This window comes from Opitutus terrae PB90-1 (genome assembly GCF_000019965.1).
GTDB classification, from domain to species: domain Bacteria; phylum Verrucomicrobiota; class Verrucomicrobiia; order Opitutales; family Opitutaceae; genus Opitutus; species Opitutus terrae.
Window position 1 is genome coordinate 5,033,662 of record NC_010571.1, and the last position, 16,203, is coordinate 5,049,864.

Annotated in this window: 12 protein-coding genes; 6 read left to right on the plus strand and 6 right to left on the minus strand. The window is 65.6% G+C overall.

The window, feature by feature from the left end; translation table 11 throughout:
• Positions 1–5 precede the first annotated feature (5 nt).
• Entirely contained in the window at positions 6–545 is a 540-nt protein-coding gene (locus tag OTER_RS19580; RefSeq protein WP_012376679.1) for an iron-sulfur cluster assembly protein, read from the minus strand.
• A 61-nt stretch (positions 546–606) separates the two neighbouring features.
• Positions 607–2,577 (minus strand): signal peptide peptidase SppA, encoded by a 1,971-nt coding sequence (gene sppA / locus OTER_RS19585; RefSeq protein ID WP_012376680.1) that lies wholly within the window; start codon positions 2,575–2,577, stop codon positions 607–609.
• A 499-nt stretch (positions 2,578–3,076) separates the two neighbouring features.
• Between sppA and OTER_RS19590 the strand changes: the two genes are divergently transcribed.
• Complete coding sequence (locus OTER_RS19590; protein WP_012376681.1) at positions 3,077–4,555, plus strand: hypothetical protein; 1,479 nt, start codon at positions 3,077–3,079, stop codon at positions 4,553–4,555.
• Positions 4,556–4,615: 60 nt separating this feature from the next.
• Here OTER_RS19590 and OTER_RS19595 read toward each other — a convergent pair whose 3' ends face one another.
• Positions 4,616–4,840 (minus strand): hypothetical protein, encoded by a 225-nt coding sequence (locus tag OTER_RS19595; RefSeq protein ID WP_012376682.1) that lies wholly within the window; start codon positions 4,838–4,840, stop codon positions 4,616–4,618.
• Between the two features lie 135 nt (positions 4,841–4,975).
• Between OTER_RS19595 and dapF the strand changes: the two genes are divergently transcribed.
• Positions 4,976–5,836 (plus strand): diaminopimelate epimerase, encoded by an 861-nt coding sequence (gene dapF / locus OTER_RS19600; protein ID WP_012376683.1) that lies wholly within the window; start codon positions 4,976–4,978, stop codon positions 5,834–5,836.
• A 78-nt stretch (positions 5,837–5,914) separates the two neighbouring features.
• Here the strand turns inward: dapF and OTER_RS19605 are convergent, their stop codons facing one another.
• The 3 genes from OTER_RS19605 to OTER_RS19615 all read right to left on the minus strand — a co-directional run bounded on the left by OTER_RS19605 (position 5,915) and on the right by OTER_RS19615 (position 8,380).
• Positions 5,915–6,811, minus strand: a complete 897-nt coding sequence (locus OTER_RS19605; RefSeq protein WP_012376684.1) for a hypothetical protein — start codon at positions 6,809–6,811, stop codon at positions 5,915–5,917.
• A 186-nt stretch (positions 6,812–6,997) separates the two neighbouring features.
• The gene (locus tag OTER_RS19610) at positions 6,998–7,609 is read right to left on the minus strand and encodes a redoxin domain-containing protein (protein ID WP_012376685.1); all 612 of its coding nucleotides are present in this window, start codon (positions 7,607–7,609) and stop codon (positions 6,998–7,000) included.
• Positions 7,610–7,693: 84 nt separating this feature from the next.
• Positions 7,694–8,380 (minus strand): FkbM family methyltransferase, encoded by a 687-nt coding sequence (locus OTER_RS19615; RefSeq protein ID WP_012376686.1) that lies wholly within the window; start codon positions 8,378–8,380, stop codon positions 7,694–7,696.
• A 371-nt stretch (positions 8,381–8,751) separates the two neighbouring features.
• Between OTER_RS19615 and OTER_RS19620 the strand changes: the two genes are divergently transcribed.
• The 4 genes from OTER_RS19620 to OTER_RS19635 all read left to right on the plus strand — a co-directional run bounded on the left by OTER_RS19620 (position 8,752) and on the right by OTER_RS19635 (position 16,022).
• Complete coding sequence (locus tag OTER_RS19620) at positions 8,752–10,038, plus strand: hypothetical protein (protein ID WP_148218185.1); 1,287 nt, start codon at positions 8,752–8,754, stop codon at positions 10,036–10,038.
• Positions 10,035–11,687: an exosortase/archaeosortase family protein gene (locus tag OTER_RS24485; RefSeq protein WP_012376688.1), complete on the plus strand. Its 1,653-nt coding sequence runs from the start codon at positions 10,035–10,037 to the stop codon at positions 11,685–11,687. Before OTER_RS19620 ends, OTER_RS24485 begins: the two co-directional genes overlap by 4 nt.
• Positions 11,688–12,026: 339 nt before the next feature.
• Positions 12,027–14,111, plus strand: a complete 2,085-nt coding sequence (locus OTER_RS19630; RefSeq protein WP_044891900.1) for an acyl-CoA dehydrogenase family protein — start codon at positions 12,027–12,029, stop codon at positions 14,109–14,111.
• A 54-nt stretch (positions 14,112–14,165) separates the two neighbouring features.
• Positions 14,166–16,022: a 4Fe-4S ferredoxin gene (locus OTER_RS19635; protein ID WP_044891901.1), complete on the plus strand. Its 1,857-nt coding sequence runs from the start codon at positions 14,166–14,168 to the stop codon at positions 16,020–16,022.
• The last annotated feature ends 181 nt before the right edge of the window (positions 16,023–16,203 follow it).

Below are 16,203 nucleotides of genomic sequence, written 5' to 3' on the forward strand. Positions count from 1 at the left end.
GCGATCTACTCCAACCCGAGCACCTGCCGGCCTTCGGTCGAAATCATCTGCGGCGTCCACACGGGATCCCAGACGATGTGCACTTTCGCCGCTTCCACCTGCGGGAGCCGCGCAATCTTCTCGCGCGCGTCCTCGGCAATGATCGGACCCATTCCGCAACCCGGGGCGGTCAGCGTCATCTTCACCTCGACCGCAAAGCCGCCCGTCGGCGTCTTCTCCGCCGCAAGATCGTACACCAGTCCGAGATCGACGATGTTCACCGGAATCTCCGGATCGAAACAGGTCTTCAACGCATCCCACACCATCTGCTCGCTGAACTCGCCCTGCACCGGCTCGCCGCCGACACTCGCGGACTTCGGCACATAACCTTCGATCGCGTCCCCATGCTCGGCGGCGATCCGGAACAGCCCGTGATCCGTGCGCACGGTCACGTTGCCGCCCAGGGTCTGGACGATGTGCACTTCGGTCCCGGCGGGCAGCGTGGTAGCGTCGCCCGCGGGGATCATCGTCGCCGGCGTGGCGCGTTGGAGAACGTGATTCGACATGGAGGCAGGGAGTCGCAGCGGACACCGGCATGACGCCCGCCGTGCCGCAGCTTCCCACGTTCTACTGAATCATCAAGTTTTCCGGCAAGCGTGCGTACACTCCCTGCGGATCGTTGAACGTCCCCAGCACGCGCAGCTCGCTCTCCACCCGCTGCACCACCTGGCCCACCACGCCCGACGCGCGGGCGCTGTTCGGCGCCATCTTCTCGAACACCTCCTGCAGCGCCTCGGCGAACTCCTTCTTCCGCGGATATTCCACCAACCGGTAATCGCTGCCGAGCCCCGCGCGGCCCGCGGCGTAACGAATCGCCGCGTCCAAGCCGCCGAGTTCGTCCACGAGTCCGAGCTTCTTCGCCTCGACGCCGGACCACACCCGCCCTTGCGCGATCTCCTCGACGTGCTCGCGCGCGAGGTGCCGGCCCTCGACCACCTTCGAGACGAACTGGTCGTAGATCCAGTCCACCGAGCGCTGGAACAGCGCCATCTCCTCCGGCGTCTTCGGCCGCGCGATCGTCAGCGTGTCGGCAAACCGGCCGGTTTTGACGCTGTCGAAGGTCAGCCCCCAGCCATTGAAGAGTTTCTGCACATCGAACATGATCCCGAACACGCCGATCGATCCGGTCACGGTCGTGGGTTCGGCGAAAATTCGGTCGCCATACGCGGAAATCCAATACCCGCCGGACGCCGCGTAGGACCCCATCGAGACGATCACTGGCTTCACTTCGCGCGCCAGCCGGATCTCGCGCTGAATTGTCTCCGACGCCGACGCGCTGCCACCCGGGCTGTTCACGCGCAGCACGATCGCCTTCACGCTGTCGTCCTGCCGCAGCCGGCGCAATTCGCGACTGAAACGCGTGCCGCCGATCTCGCCTTGCTCGTTGCCCTCGCCGTCGACGATGTCGCCCTCCGCGTAAACCACCGCGACGCGCCCCGAGCGGCTGGATCGACGCACCTGGTCATCGTCGTCTTTCACCGCCACCGCGGGTGCTTCGGCTTTCTTCGCCGCCGGGCTTGTTTTCTGCGCCGCGGCGTCCGGCGTCTTGGTGGCGACCGCCGGTTTCGCGGAGGCGTCGCCCTCCGTTTTGGCCAGCTCCTCGACCCGATCCGCCGGCTTCATCGTTCGCAACGGCGGCGGCTGGTCCTTGGCCACTTTCGAATAGTCCACGAGTCCGATCTGCTTGAACGATTCCTTGGAATTGTCCCGGCCCGTGATGCGCTTCAGCTCGCCGATGATCTCGTCGCGATAGGCTATGCGATCGACCAGGTTCGCGGCCTTGGCGGCGTCGGCGCGGATCAACCCTTCGGCATCGACCGTCGCTTGAATCGCATTCGACTTCAGTTTTCGCGAGCCCGCCATGTCGCGCAGCAATCCGGCCCAGACATCGTCGAGCAGCTTCTGGATCTGCGCCCGATTTTCCGGGCTCATGTCCGTGCGCGTGAACGGCTCGACCGCCGATTTGTATTTGCCCACGCGCGTGACCTGCACGCCGATGCCGTATTTCTCGAACGCGCCCGCGAGGAACATCGGCTGGCTCGCGAGTCCCGGCATGATGATCGTGCCGTAGGGATCGATCGTCAGCTCGTCGGCCACCGAAGCCAGATAGTAGTTCTTCGTGGTCGCATACGTGAGATACGCCTTCACCGGCTTGCCCGACGCCTTGAACTGGTTGAGCGCCGCGCGCACCTCCTTAAGCGCGCCATAACCGGGCCCGCCCGCCGGCACATCGCCGAAAATGAAGATGCCCGCGATCCGGTCGTCCTTCGCCGCCGCGCGCAGCGTGCGCGTGACGGTGCGCAGCTGCAGCGTCGGTTTGTGGTCTGATCCCAGCGCGCGAAAGTCGATCACCGGCGGTGCGTCCGTGATCGCCGACGAGAGATCGAACACCAGGTACGAGCCCTTCTCCACCGCGACCTGTTTCTCACCCAGCGCGGCCATCGCGCCAATGAGGCCGAGCATCAACAGTCCGCCGCCCAGCGTGAAGACGATCAGGGCCACCAACGCGCCAAGCATCGACGTGAAAAAGTTTTTCATAGGACAACGGCGCGGACCCTACCTCGTTTGGCGGGTTCCTCCAGTCCAATCCGGATGGGCGGTCGCAAATCGCCGCCAGCGGCGCGCGGCTCGCTCGACGGTGCCGCGGCCTACGTAGTAGCGTCTTGCGGAATCGCGCTCGCGTCGCCCCGCGCTCCTACCGCCGGCTCCTGCGCCCGCCCGCCGCCCCGGCCAATTTCACGTAATACGTGAAATTGTCCGGGACCTCGCTCTCCCCGATTCGCCACGCTCCTTCCCCGCTCAGTATACTCCCGCCGCGGCTCTGGTTCGTGCAATTCCCGCGGCGCGTCAACGCGATCGCGCCGGCGCATTTTCACGTAATACGTGAAAATGGCTTGGGAACTGGGCGCAAGGGTCGGCATTGGGACGACGCGGCTCCAGCGCGAGCCGCGGCGCCGCCAGCGCACGCGCGAGAGGCTCCGGCGCGAGTCGGGCGCGGCGCAGTTGCGCTGGCGGCCTCCCGCCTCATATTCGCCGCATGCCGGTCCCGCAGAAGACCCTTCTCACCACCAACCGCAAGGCGCTCACGATCAATCTCGACGAGCCGAAATACGGCACCTTCGCCGAGATCGGTGCGGGCCAGGAGGTCGCCCGGATCTTTTTCCAGGCCGGCGGCGCGTCCGGTACGGTCGCAAAGACGATTTCCGCCTACGACATGACGTTCAGCGATGCGATTTACGGCAAGGCGCCGCGGTACGTCTCGCGCGAGCGGCTCGCGCTCATGCTCGAACACGAATACCAGCTGCTGCTGGAGCGCCTCGCCACCACCCGCGGCGATCGCACGACGTTTTTCGTTTTCGCCAACACCGTCGCAGCCACCAGCTACAAGGGCAACAACGACGCCCACGGCTGGATCGGCATTCGCTTCCAATCCGAGCCCGGCGGCGCGCCGAGCGAAATCGTGCTGCACGTGCGCATGTGGGACAAGGAAGCGCTGCTGCAGCAGGAGGCCCTCGGCATCGTCGGCACCAACCTGATCTATGGCGCCTTCTATTTCCGCGAGGATCCGCTGCAGCTGATCCAGTCGCTCGTCGACAACGTCGGCACCGCGCGCGTCGAGGTCGACATGGTCCAGTTCGCCGGGCCGGCGTTTCCCCACGTCGACAATCGCCGGATGGCGCTCAGCCTCGTCCAACTCGGACTCACCAACGCCGTCATGCTCGCCCCGCGCCACGAGGTGCTGCAGCCTGCCGAACTCTTCTACAAGAAAGCGGTGCTGATCGAGCGCGGCACCTTCCGCCCGGTCACCCGCGTGAACATCGACATGCTCAACTGCGCCGCCGCGCAGTTCGTCCAGGAGCCGCTGATCCAGGGCAAGGAGATCGTGACGCTGATGGAGATCTCGATCCACAACCTACTCGACAGCGGCACGCTCGACCTCGACGAACTGCTCGCCCGCGTCGACCTGGTCGGCGAACTCGGGTTTACCGCCATGGTCTCGAATTACGCCGAGTTCTACCGGCTCACCTCCTACTTCCGCCGGTACACGAAGGAGATGATCGGGGTCACGCTCGGCGTCGACAACCTCCTGGAAATTTTCAACGAGAAATATTACGAGCACCTCGAGGGCGGCATTCTCGAATCGTTTGGCCGGATGTTCCGGCACGCGGTGAAACTCTACATCTACCCGATGCGGCAGGACACCTATGCGCGATTTGTCCGTGGCGAAGCGCCGGCGCCCTCGACTCCGCGCGATGGATCCGGCGGTCAGCTGTTGATCACCGCGAAGAACGTCCACGTCGCCGATCACTTGAGCAACCTCTACGCGCACCTGCTGGAGAACCACTACCTCGAATGCGTGATCGGTTTCGACCGCGAGCTGCTGGGGATCCATGGTCGCGACGTGCTGCGTCGGATCAGGGAGGGCGATACCACTTGGGAAACGATGGTGCCGCCGCTCGTCGCGAGGACGATCAGGCAGCAAGGCCTGTTCGGTGCCCCCGTGCCGGCGGCCTAGCCGGCATCGTCCTGAGTCCTCCCGCGCGTACCTCGCTCTTCGCCGTTCCGTCCAGCGCTGCTATCGCAAGTAGCCGTTTCTGACTTTCGGATGCGTGTTGATGAACGTCGTCAGGCCATCACCGGCGTCCGCCAGCCGTTTCATCGTCTCCAGGTTCGCGCGTCCGATCTTCGCGGCTCGGTAGGTGTAAGGTTTGCCCCGCGAAAACTGCAGCCGGATCCAATCCGTCCCATAGTCATAGGCGACCACGCCGGAATCGCCGACGGCATTTCGATAGCGTTTCATGGTTTTTCCGTCGTCCCATTTTGAGAGCTCAGGGCGGCCGGGCTGCACCCATGCCTACGCCAGACATCTGTCAGCCACCCGGTGTTCTTTTTCCGTGCCTTTTGCCCCAAACCGTGGTTCGCATCCCGCTCCGTCATGCGCTACCACAAATATCACGCTCTCGGCAACGACTACATCGTCCTCGATCCGCGCGATTTCCCGTCGTGGCAGCCCGCGCCCACGATCGACCAGATCCGCGTGGTCTGTCATCGCAACTTCGGGGTCGGCTCCGACGGCATCCTGTGGGGCCCGTTGCCCTCCAAACAAAGCGAGTTCGGGCTGCGCATCTTCAATCCAGACGGTTCCGAGGCGGAAAAGTCCGGCAACGGGCTGCGAATCTTTTCCCGTTTTCTGTGGGACCAGAAGCTCGTGCGCGCACCCGCCTTCACCGTCGAGACACCGGGCGGCAACGTGGAATCGGTCATCAAGGAAAACGGCCGGTTGATCACCGTGGCGATGGGCCGCGTCAGCTTCGACAGCGCGAAGATCCCGGTGAATCTCGCCGGCGCGGCCCGCGAGGTCATCAACGAGAAACTCACCGTGCTGGATCGCGAGTTCACCTATTGCGCCGCCACGATCGGCAATCCGCATTGCGTGATTCCGCTCGCCGAGATCTCGCCCGAAATTGCGCATCGCTACGGTCCAGCCATCGAGACGCATCCGAATTTCCCGCGCAAAACCAACGTCCAGTTTCTGCGCGTCCGTGATCGGCAGAATATCCAACTCGAGATCTGGGAACGCGGCGCTGGTTACACGCTCGCCTCGGGCAGTAGCTCGAGCGCCGCAGCCGCGGTGGCGCACCGGCTCGGATTGGTGGATCGCAACGTCACCGTCCACATGCCCGGGGGCACGATCGGCATCGAGATCGGCGGCGATTTCTCGATCATGATGACCGGCACGGTGAACAAGGTGGCCGAGGGAACGATGCACCCCGAGTTGTTCGCGGTGAAGGTCTGACACGAAGGTGCCGTCTTTTATTGGACGGCAATCTCCCGCCCCGCCGCGTCCATGTCCCCCTAAGACTGGCAGGCGGACCTATCGTCCTGCCGCCGCAGCCGCTTCGTCGCGCCGTTTGCGCGCCTGCGGACCGACGGCATCGGGTCCATCATCGGCGTCGGTAATCGGCAATACATCGGGATCGATCGTCTCGATCACCTTCAGTTCACCAAGATCCACGCGGCCCTCGCGGGGCGGCGCCGTGACCCACACCGGCTGTGCCGTCTCCCGTCCGACGTGCGGTGCCGCCTGGCGGGCCATTTGTTTCAACGTGGGCGTGAGAGCGAGTCCGATCGCCGGGCAACTCACCTTCGTGTGCCACAGCAGCCGCGTCTTGCCCTCGACCGCCGCGGCCCGATCCAGCGCCAGGATTGAGATGACGTAAAGCGGACCCTGCGACGATTCCTTCACCAGCTGCGCCAGCGAACTCTGCCGGAACCGGGTGAGCGCCTGCACCGTGTTGCTGATCGAGAGCGGCTCCATCTCCCAGAGGATGTCCAGCTTGTCGCCGCCCATGAAGAGCATGGCCTTGCCCCAGTCGTAATTCAGCGTGCCCCACGAGAGCACCAGCAGCACCTCGGGCATGTGTTTCACGCTGCCGGGGTGATAGCCCTGGTCCGCGAGAATCTTCAGGATCAGCTTCAGCATCTCCTTCTTCTGCGGAGGCCGCAGCCCCGCGATGCTGCGACCGTAGTCCTGATAGCCCAGCACGAGCGCCTCGTAGTAGATCGGATTCGCGGCGTTCGGCTGCCGCAAGAGCCGGCCTTGCGGCGTCATGTCCGTCACCGTGATCACCTCGACGTCGTGATGGAAGAACCGGCTGAAGAAACTCTCCTGCGCCGACGCCTTCGTTGCCGCCATCGTCAACGCGGCGGCGAGCAGTGCCCTGCCCACTCCGTCCAAACCCGCTCGGATTCTGCCGGACCAAGTCTGCATGAAATCGTGCCGAAGGCTCGTGATCGCACCGCGGCGTGTCAATCGAGAGCCGGGCGCGCGCGTGTGCCTTCACCTCACCCACGCCCTAGCGGTTTGCAGCCCACGTGGTACGGGCGTCTCGTCCGTGGAGTTGGCTGAAACCGGGCTGCGCGCCGCCAGGGTACGGGATGATCTTTTTGCCGGATCTCAGTATTTGACCGCGCAACCGTACGGCTGCGTGGCGGCTGTTGCCACCGGCCGGCCCGCTTTGAGATCCGCGAGCGCGGCGCTCACGTAATTCGTCGCGCGGCCGATGTCCTCCAGATCCGCGGAGCGAATGCTGTCGATCGCGCCGTTGTAAACGAGCACGCCGTCGGCGTTGATCACGAAGAGGTGGGGCGTGGCTTTCGCGCCGTACAGCCGGCCGACGGTCCCGTCCTGATCCCGCAGGTAAGCGGTCGGCGCGGCCTTCTGCTCCTGCAACCAGCGCGAAGCCGCACCGCTGGCGAGCGCGCCCTGCGTGCCATCCCGCCCGGTGTTAATCGCGAGCCACACCACGCCGTCGCTCGTCGCGGATTGCTGCAGTCGCGGGATATTGCCGCTGTGATAATGCTTCTGCACGAACGGGCAGCCCGAGTTGACCCATTCGAGCACCACGATCTTGCCGCGGTAGTCGGCCAGCTTGTGCGTCCGACCGTTGATATCGTTCAAGGTGAAGTCGGGCGCGGGCGCACCGATCGTAACCACGGCCATGGCCTGGGAAACCAACGCGACGGACCCGACCGACGCGGCGAGGAGGAGTGCACGAAAGGTCTTCATGGTGGGGAAAGGACGCGGGAATCTGTCGCGCCCCCGCCCATCCGCCACCCCGTGACACAGAATTTGCGCGCGTGGCGCGCCGAGTCACTGGTAGCTGCTGATCTTTTCCAGCAACGGGCAACCGCAGCGCATGAACGCCAGCTCGCAAAGCCACAGCACACCGTGCCGCGGGCTGCGGTTCAGATCCGTCACATCGATAAGCTTGTAGCCTAGCTCCGTCATTCGCGCCATCACCGCCGCCATCGTGTTCTCGATGCCCATCGCGCACACGCCGGCTTCGATCAGGATGATGTCGGTTTTACCGATGCAGTCCGAGGCCCCCGCGAGCACCTTCAGGTCGAATCCTTCCGCATCGATCTTGAGCATGTCCGGCACCGGCAGCCGCTCCGTCGCCAGAATCTCGTCCAACGTACGAATCTCCACCGTGGTTTGCTGGTAGCCATGGGCCGCAGCGGCCTCCGGGGTCATGCCGAAGTTGCTGCTGCAGTCCTGCGGCGCGATCGTCAACGGCAGCCGCCCCGGCGCGTCGCTCACCCCGGCGCTGATCCAGCGCAGCTTGAAGCCCTGTCGCACCAAATCCTGCACCTCCGCCTCGAGCTGCCCCTGCGGCTCGATCAACAAGAACTCCGCCGTGGGAAAATGCTGCAGCGCACCGCGCGTCCAGAGCCCGTGGTTCGCGCCCACGTCGACGATCTGCCGCGGGCGGAAACCCTGTCGTTGCAACAAGGAGAAAAAACTTTCCCAACTCGCGTCAGCAGAAGTGGCAGCCATGGATCGGTGAGAGGTGCAGGGAAGGACAAGGCGTCGCGCGAGAGGCGCGCAGCGCACCCTGCTGAATGCCGCAAACCGCGACCAGCGCAAGTCCGCGCCGGCGCGCGTGGCGATCTCAGGATTCGCATTGCCGGTCCGGTGGGCGCCGGTAGCCTCGGGGGCCTGTGACTGGCCGCCTCGCTGACCTCTTCCGCCTAGCTTGGGGACTGGTATATTGGAACGTCCGGAAAACGTGGTTCCAAGCGCGTCGCGGCCGTTCCCCCTGCCCGTGCCAGAGTCCCAGCGATTCGGGCCGCGCCTTCGAAACGCGCTGCGAAGCGTGCCTGAGTTGGGCGGACGCTGCGCGTTTCCGGCGCGTCTGCCCGTTGCTGGTGCCCACGCCCAACGGACTGCGTTGCTCGGTCGATACGCCGCAGGTGCGGCCGTTCTGGGGCCGGGCGTTGGCGCTGTACCTCGGCGCGGGATTGGCGATCTATCTGGCGGGCGCCTGCGCGCTGTTTGGGTTTTTGCGCACGGTCGGTTATCCCATCAGCATCGTGCACCTGGTGTGGCCGCCCTCCTGGCACCGGGTCGGCCAGGCCCGCGGCTCGTTCTTCTGGGGCCGCGCGCAGCAAGCCTTCGCGGCCGGCCGCATGAGCGAGGGCATGCTCTATCTCACCAACGCCCACGAGTTCGATCCCGACAACTATGCGATCGCCTTCACGCTCGCGCAGCGGCTGCAACTCACTCATCCGCTTCGCGCCGATGAGCTTTACCGCGAGTTGATCCACGACCACCCGGCCCAGCGCCCGCTCACTTATCAATTGTGGTTTCGCACCCGGCTCGCCCGCGGCGATTTCGCCGGCGTCGAAGAAATCGCCCGGTTGCGACTGCTCGAGGATCCGGACAACGCTTCGGTCTGGATGCGCGCGCTCGTGTTTGTCAGCCGGCAGACCGGCGAGCAGGCGACGCTGCGCCAGTTGCTCGCGTCCGAGCACGCCGCAGCGATCCCGTGGCGACCGCTCCTCGGCACCGAGCTCCTCCTTCGCGAAAACCGCGCCCGCGCCCGCATCGAGCTCACCCGCCCCTGGCCCGACATTCCGCCTTACGGGCTCTACTACCAGATCGACGAGCGGATCGAGCTCGGTGACGTGATTGGCGCGGTCGATCTCCTGGAAGCAAACCGCCCGCGGCTCGATGACACCGCCATCGCCGCCCTGCTCCTTCATGCCTACGCGACCATGGGGGCGACCACGTCCCGCGACCGCCTCACCACATCCCTGCTCGCGCCCGCGCTCACGGCCCCGACGGTGAACCTGCTGGCGGCGCACCTGATCCGGCATCCCGATTCCGCCACGCTCGATCGACTGTTCACCAAATTCGAGCACGCCAACCTGGCGCTCACCGACGCCACGTTGGAAAGCCACCTCGCACTCTTCTGCGCCATCGGCGTCGCCGGCGATTGGGCCAAATTGCAGACGCTCGGCGCGAAAATTCGAAGCCAGATCGGCGGTCAGGCGGCGATGCTCGGCGTCGCCGAGGCCTTCTTCCGGCACCGCGGCGATGACGCCCCCGTCGCCCGGCTGCTGCCCATCCTCCCGATGTCGCTCGAGGTTCACTATGCGCTGCTCGAGCGTTACCCCGCGCCACGACCGAAGCCCGCGCGCTTTCTCCCATGAGTCGCCTGCTCCAGCTCGACGCTCCCAACGCTGCAGGCCCGCGGCCGCTCACCTCCGCTCCGAGCTTGGCGAAAATCAACCTGCTGCTGCTCGCCGGTTTTTTCGTCGCGCTGGTCGCCTTGCTCTGGCCGCACTGGCGAGACAACGCGGATCTCTCCCACGGGTTCGTCACACCCGTCCTTTTTCTCCTGCTGCTCCACGAAGCGCGTCGCGGCCCCCAACGTTATCTTCGCTGCACCGCCGGACTCCGGGCGGTGCAATCCACCCTGCTCGCGCTCGCCCTCCTGCTGGTCTGCGCCAGCGGACTCTACGCCGCCACGCTCGACTGGACGCACTCCCTCGTGGCGTTCGTTCTCACCGGCGCATTCGTGCTGCTGCTCGGTGCCAGCCTGTTGGGGTTTGCTGCGGATTCGGCACGCATCATCCCCTTCAACTGGACCGCGGTGGTCGCGATCGCCGTGTGGCTGCTGAGTGCGCCCATCCCGCCCGGAACCTACCTGCGGCTCATGCTGGCCCTGCAGCTCACCGTCACCGAGAACGTGCTGCGTGCCCTGCACCTGCTTGGAATCGCCGCCCAGCGGCATGGCAATGTGATTGAACTCGCCACCGCGACGGTCGGCGTCGAGGAGGCCTGCAGCGGGATCCGCAGCCTGATCTCCTGCATTTTCGCCGGACTCTTTTTCTCCGCCACGCTGGTCCGCCGACCTTGGGCGCGAGCGTTGATCATCGCGCTCGCCGCTCCGCTCGCGATCGCGATGAATTTCCTGCGCTCGCTCATCCTGACCCTGCTCGCCAATCACGGCGCCGACATTTCCGGACTCTGGCACGACCTGACCGGTTTTGCCGTGCTCGGCGTAACCGCGGGATTGCTGGCGGCAATCGCGCTCGCGCTCGAACGCCGCTCACCGCCAGCCGCCACGCCGACGGCCACCACGGAGGCCGCAACCGGATACGTCCGGCCAGCAGGCTACCGTTCCTCGCTCGAAAAACTGCAGCTCCCGGTCACCGTCGCCGGCGCGATCACCGTCGCGCTCGCGCTTTTTTTCGTGGTCAACACGCGTCCGTCCGCGCGCCAGAACCTGCCGCCACCCGACCTCCTCGCCGTTCTCCCGGGCGAGAGCGGTGGATGGAACGTTCAGACCGCGGACGATCTTTACCAGTTCACTGCGACGCTGCAAACCGAGCATCTGGCGCAACGCACCTACACGCGGGTTCGCAACGACCAGCTCGAGCAGATCACCGTGTATCTCGCGTACTGGCCGGCCGGGCAGGCTCCCGTCAGCCTCGTCGCGTCGCATACACCCGACGCGTGCTGGCCGGGCAGCGGCTGGGTGCCGGTTCCGCTCGCGCCCGCCGCCACTCTGATCTCGCTGCCCGGCCGCCCGCTTGCGCAGCCCGAAGCGCGGCTTTTTCTCAGCGGCCAGCGTCCGCAATACGTCTGGTTCTGGCATCTCTACGATGGCCGGCCGATCGCGCATCGCGAACCTCGTTCGCCGCTCGCGCTGCTCAAGCTCGCGTCGAAGTACGGCTTCTCGCACAACGGCGACCAACTCTTCGTCCGTGTTTCCAGCAATCGTCCGTGGCCCGAATTTTCCGGCGAGCCGCTGATCGCCCAGTTGTTCGAGCGGCTCCAGCCGTTCGGGCTGTAGCCGGCAGCCCTTCCATGCCCCTCCCCCTCACTCGTCTCGAGCGTCACATCCTCTGCATCCTGGCCGGGCTGATCGTGCTCGGGCTGATCGGACTCGCAGTGCTGTAGCTGCGTCGCCCGCGATCGCACGGGCGCATAGTTCCCGAACTGGGCGCAGCCCGCTGAGTTGCGCGCCAATTGCGAGGAGCCGCTCCACAGACGGGCGGCAATTGGCAGAAAATGCGGAGTGAATTGAATCGTCCCGCTCCCGCCGAATTTCAGAGTTTTTGGACGCGCGGGTCGACGTCCCCACCCCGGCGGCCGGCTCTCGTTCCACCGAAACTTCCAGCAAGGCATCCCCATGGTTTCTCCTGCCTCTTCCCAGCCCCGCGAAATGCTGAAGACCCTTCCCGGCGACGACGTGCGCCAGATCATGTGGCGGTTTCAGCACCGTTACGATCTGCAGATGTTGATCCAATCCTCGCGCGGCGTCGCCCGCGGACTGGTGGCGCACCTCGTCGCGGAAGGCGCGCGCAACAGTCACGAGTGGACCGCCGCGAAGCAGCAACTGCTCAAAGCCTACGACGAAGCCGGCATCACGACGTGCTTCATGGATCCGCATCAGGGCGGATTCATCGAGGGCCCGAAGAATCTCGCGCTCGCGCTCGTCGCCCTCGAGCTCGCCTGGGTCGACGCCGGCGCCGCCACCGGCAGTCTCGCCGGCAACCTCGCTCTCTCCCCCATCCACGAGCGCGGCACCCAGGCCCAACGCGACGTCTACATGAGCCGCTGCGTCCCGCCGCAGCCGGGCGAACAGAAGCAGGTCTGGCGCGGCGCGTTCAGTCTGACCGAGCCCTTGCCGTATGTCGGCGTGGAGACCGGCCTGCTCAGCGGCCGCGTGTCGATCGCGGAATGGCCGGACGGACAGGAGCCGCTGCTGCAGGTCGACAAGCGCGCGCGCTTCATCACCAACATGGGTTTCGCGAACTTCACGACGGCCGCCGTTGAGAGCGCCGATCCGCGCCTCAAGGGCAGCTGCATCGTGATCCTCGAGGAGACCGATCCCGGCACGTACGACCGCGGCGTGCCAACGCGCAAGATGGTGCACCAGCTGTCGTCGACCAACGATCCGGTGTTCAGCCTCAAGGTGCCCGCGAGCCGGATCATCGGCGGCTACACGATCAAGGATGGCGTGATCATTCCAAACTACAGCCACGGTGAAATCATCGAGGCCGTGTTCCGCCGCACGCGCGTGACCGTCGGCATCATGACCGCCGCCAAACTGCTCTCGGCAGTCGAGCCGGTGATTCGCTATCACCGCAATCGGTTCCGCGGCGCCTCGAGCGTCAATCCTGGCACGCCCCGGTTCGACCAGGGGCTGCAGCAGAAGGAAGACTGCCTGCAACGGCTCGTGGATATCTGGGCCAACGGCGAGGCCGCGGCCTCGCTCGGGTTCGCCGCCGCCCGGCTCTTCGACGAGCTCGATCCGCTCGAAAAACTCAAGGACCAGAAGTTCGCCGAACAGAAAATCGCGCCCGGCATGGCGCAGATGAAGGCGTTTCGGGCCATCGCGAAACAGGCACTCGAGTTCATCGCGCTCGAGGCGCAGCCCGCGGCGACACGCGATGCCGCGCGTTACGAGGCGCTGAAAGCCGACGCGCTCGTGCAGTATCTCATCCTCGACTCGCAGGCCAACGTCCTCTGCCCCGCGACCAAGCTCTGGAACACCGGCCACGGCGCGAACGTCATGCGCGAAGCGGTCAGCCTCGTCGGCGGCTACGGCATCACCGAAGACTGTCCGGGTTTCCTCGGCCACAAATGGATGGATGCCCAGCTCGAGGCCACCTACGAAGGGCCGGAAGCGGTGCAGCGTCGCCAGCTTTCGGTGACGATGACCAACGAGGTTTTCCTCGGCTCGTGCCGTAGCTGGATCCGCGACCTGCAGCAGATCGCCGCCACCCATCCCGGCATCGGTGCAAACTCAGTCGCCGCGGGCATGGAGCTGTGGCTCTGGACGCTCGAACATCTGCAGAAGGGCACCGACGCGCTTGGCGCAAAACTCTTCTCGAGCAATCGGCAGGGCGTCACGTTTCCGCTCGCCGATGCACTGTGCTGGCTCCTCGCCTCGCGCCAGCAAATCCTCGATGTGATCGAACTCGAGACGAAGGGCCACGAAAGCGCCACGCTCGCCGATGGCCTCAGCGGCTACGTCAATTTCTTCACCGATCTTTGCGCGGTGCAGGCCGCGACGGCCGCCGGCGAAGTCGGCCGGATTTGCGCCGAATTGGTCTACGGTTACGGCAGCGCGCCCGCGGGAGCCGAGTCGTTCGTCGCACTGCGTACGAAGCTCGACGCGAGCCTCGCGGGGGCCCGGCTCGCCAAGGACCGCGCCGCGGACGCCCTCACCACCGTCATGATTCCCGAGGCGCTCGATTATCCCGCGTAGCGTTCTCTCACCTCATAGGTCCCACCCGTCCGATAGGTCCCATTCAGCCACGCCATGAGCACCTCTCTCCCCGATCGTCAGTCGATGTCGGTCGACATCGTTTGCGTTGGGTTTGGGCCCGCGATGGGTGGATTTCTCACCACGCTGTCGCGGCAGCTCGTCAAGGAAGACGGCACACCGGCGGTCGAAAGCCCCAGCGCGCCGGGCCTGCCGCCGCAGGTGATCTGCTACGAGCGCGCCGATGACTTGGGCTTCGGCGTCTCCGGCGTCGTCACTCCGGCGCGCGCGATCAAGCAGAGTTTCCCGCAGTTCGATCCTGCGCAGGTGCCGATGGCCGCCCCGGTGAAGCACGAGAAGATCGCCTATCTGCTCGACCCGATCGGCGCGAGTCGTCGCTCGACCGCATTGCGCGTGGCCGACGCGCTCATCCGCGCCGGCCAATGGGCGCTGCCTTACGAACATCAGGCGGTGAACCTGCCCTGGACGCCGCCGTTCCTGCGCAAGCACGACGGCCTCGTGCTCTCGATGGGCCAATTCATGCAGTGGGTGGGCTCGCAGGTGATGGGATCCGGCACCGTGCAGGTGTGGCCCTCCACTCCCGTGGCGAGTCCGTTGTTCGAAAACGGCAGCGTCGTCGGCGTCCGGCTGATCGATCAGGGCACGGACAAACAGGGACAACCCGCGGACGGGTTCATGCCCGGGATGGACATCCGCGCCGCGCTCACCGTCGTAGGCGACGGACCCGTCGGCGCACTCGGCCGGCAACTCGATGAACACTTCCGGCTGCCGATGGGCAATCACCAGTTCGATTGGGCGATCGGCATGAAGGCCGTGGTCGATCTGCCGCCGCACGTCGAGCTCGCGCCTGGTACCGTTTTCCACACGTTCGGTTATCCCGAGCCCGAGATTTTTGGTTTTATGTACGTGCATCCGGGACGGATCGCCTCGCTCGGCATTTTCGTGCCGTCGTGGTTCGATTCACCCGTCCGCACCGCCTACCGCTACCTGCAGCATTGGATGCTGCATCCGTATCTCTGGCGCTACCTCGAGGGCGGCACGCTGCGGTCGTGGGGCGCGAAATCGCTGCAGGAGTCCGGCCGCGCGGGTGAGCCACGACTCGCCGGCAACGGCTACGCGCGCATCGGCGAGGGCTCCGGCAGCACCAACGTGCTCACCGGCTCTGGCGTCGACGAAGCGTGGGCCACCGGCACGATGCTGGCCGAGGGCGTGGTCGAGTTGCTCAAGGCCGGCAAGCCGTTCACGCAGGAAAACCTCGAGCAAGCCTACGTTCGCCGCCGGCGCGCGAGCTGGGTCGAACGCGAAGCCCGTGTCGCCGAACAAGCGCGCGACGGCTTTCAGCGCGGCGTGGTCACCGGCCTGCTCGGAATGGGCCTCACCGGACTCAGCGGCGGCCGGTTGAATCTCGGTGGTGATCCGAAACCCCCACATCGCCGCGTCCCGAGTCTCGAGTCCTACTACCGCGGCAAGCTCACGCCGGCCGAGATCCAGCAATTGCGCGAGGACTGTGCGGCGAAAGGCACCAGCCTGCGCGACGCGTTGATGGATCGCGTGGGCTGGCCGGCCGTCCCGCTGGATGGCAAGCTGCTCATCTCGCAGCAGGACGCGCTGCTGACCGGCGGCAAGGTGCAGGCTCCGCCCGGCTACGCGGACCACGTCACGTTCGTCGACCCAAACACCTGTGCCCAGTGCGGCGTGAAGATCTGCATCGACGCGTGCTCCGGCCAGGCGATCAGCGCGGGCACCAACGGAGTCCCCCAGTTCGACCGCGAGAAATGCGTGCATTGCGGCGCCTGCCTCTGGAACTGCTCGCAACCGCACCCTTCGGATCCGCGGCGCACCAACATCGCGTTTCTCGCCGGCGCCGGCGGGCTGCACTCCGCAGAAAACTAGCGCGGAAATTTCATGAACAGGAGTGAAGCTCAGTCCGAAATTTCCGTCCGCCTGCGGCGGAGCGACCTTGTCGCTAGCCCCGACAGACGGAGGGCGGATGTTTCATGAACCTCATGAAATATCCGGGCTAGAATCCTCGACCTTCGGCCCGCGAATCACGCGAACCCCCGCGAATGCCGCC

Excerpts from the sequence above, each read along its gene's own strand:
- OTER_RS19580 (WP_012376679.1), bottom strand. The coding sequence starts at position 545 with ATGTCGAATCACGTTCTCCAACGCGCCACGCCGGCGACGATGATCCCC.
- sppA (WP_012376680.1), bottom strand. The coding sequence starts at position 2,577 with ATGAAAAACTTTTTCACGTCGATGCTTGGCGCGTTGGTGGCCCTGATC.
- OTER_RS19590 (WP_012376681.1), top strand. The coding sequence starts at position 3,077 with ATGCCGGTCCCGCAGAAGACCCTTCTCACCACCAACCGCAAGGCGCTC.
- OTER_RS19595 (WP_012376682.1), bottom strand. The coding sequence starts at position 4,840 with ATGAAACGCTATCGAAATGCCGTCGGCGATTCCGGCGTGGTCGCCTAT.
- dapF (WP_012376683.1), top strand. The coding sequence starts at position 4,976 with ATGCGCTACCACAAATATCACGCTCTCGGCAACGACTACATCGTCCTC.
- OTER_RS19605 (WP_012376684.1), bottom strand. The coding sequence starts at position 6,811 with ATGCAGACTTGGTCCGGCAGAATCCGAGCGGGTTTGGACGGAGTGGGC.
- OTER_RS19610 (WP_012376685.1), bottom strand. The coding sequence starts at position 7,609 with ATGAAGACCTTTCGTGCACTCCTCCTCGCCGCGTCGGTCGGGTCCGTC.
- OTER_RS19615 (WP_012376686.1), bottom strand. The coding sequence starts at position 8,380 with ATGGCTGCCACTTCTGCTGACGCGAGTTGGGAAAGTTTTTTCTCCTTG.
- OTER_RS24485 (WP_012376688.1), top strand. The coding sequence starts at position 10,035 with ATGAGTCGCCTGCTCCAGCTCGACGCTCCCAACGCTGCAGGCCCGCGG.
- OTER_RS19630 (WP_044891900.1), top strand. The coding sequence starts at position 12,027 with ATGGTTTCTCCTGCCTCTTCCCAGCCCCGCGAAATGCTGAAGACCCTT.
- OTER_RS19635 (WP_044891901.1), top strand. The coding sequence starts at position 14,166 with ATGAGCACCTCTCTCCCCGATCGTCAGTCGATGTCGGTCGACATCGTT.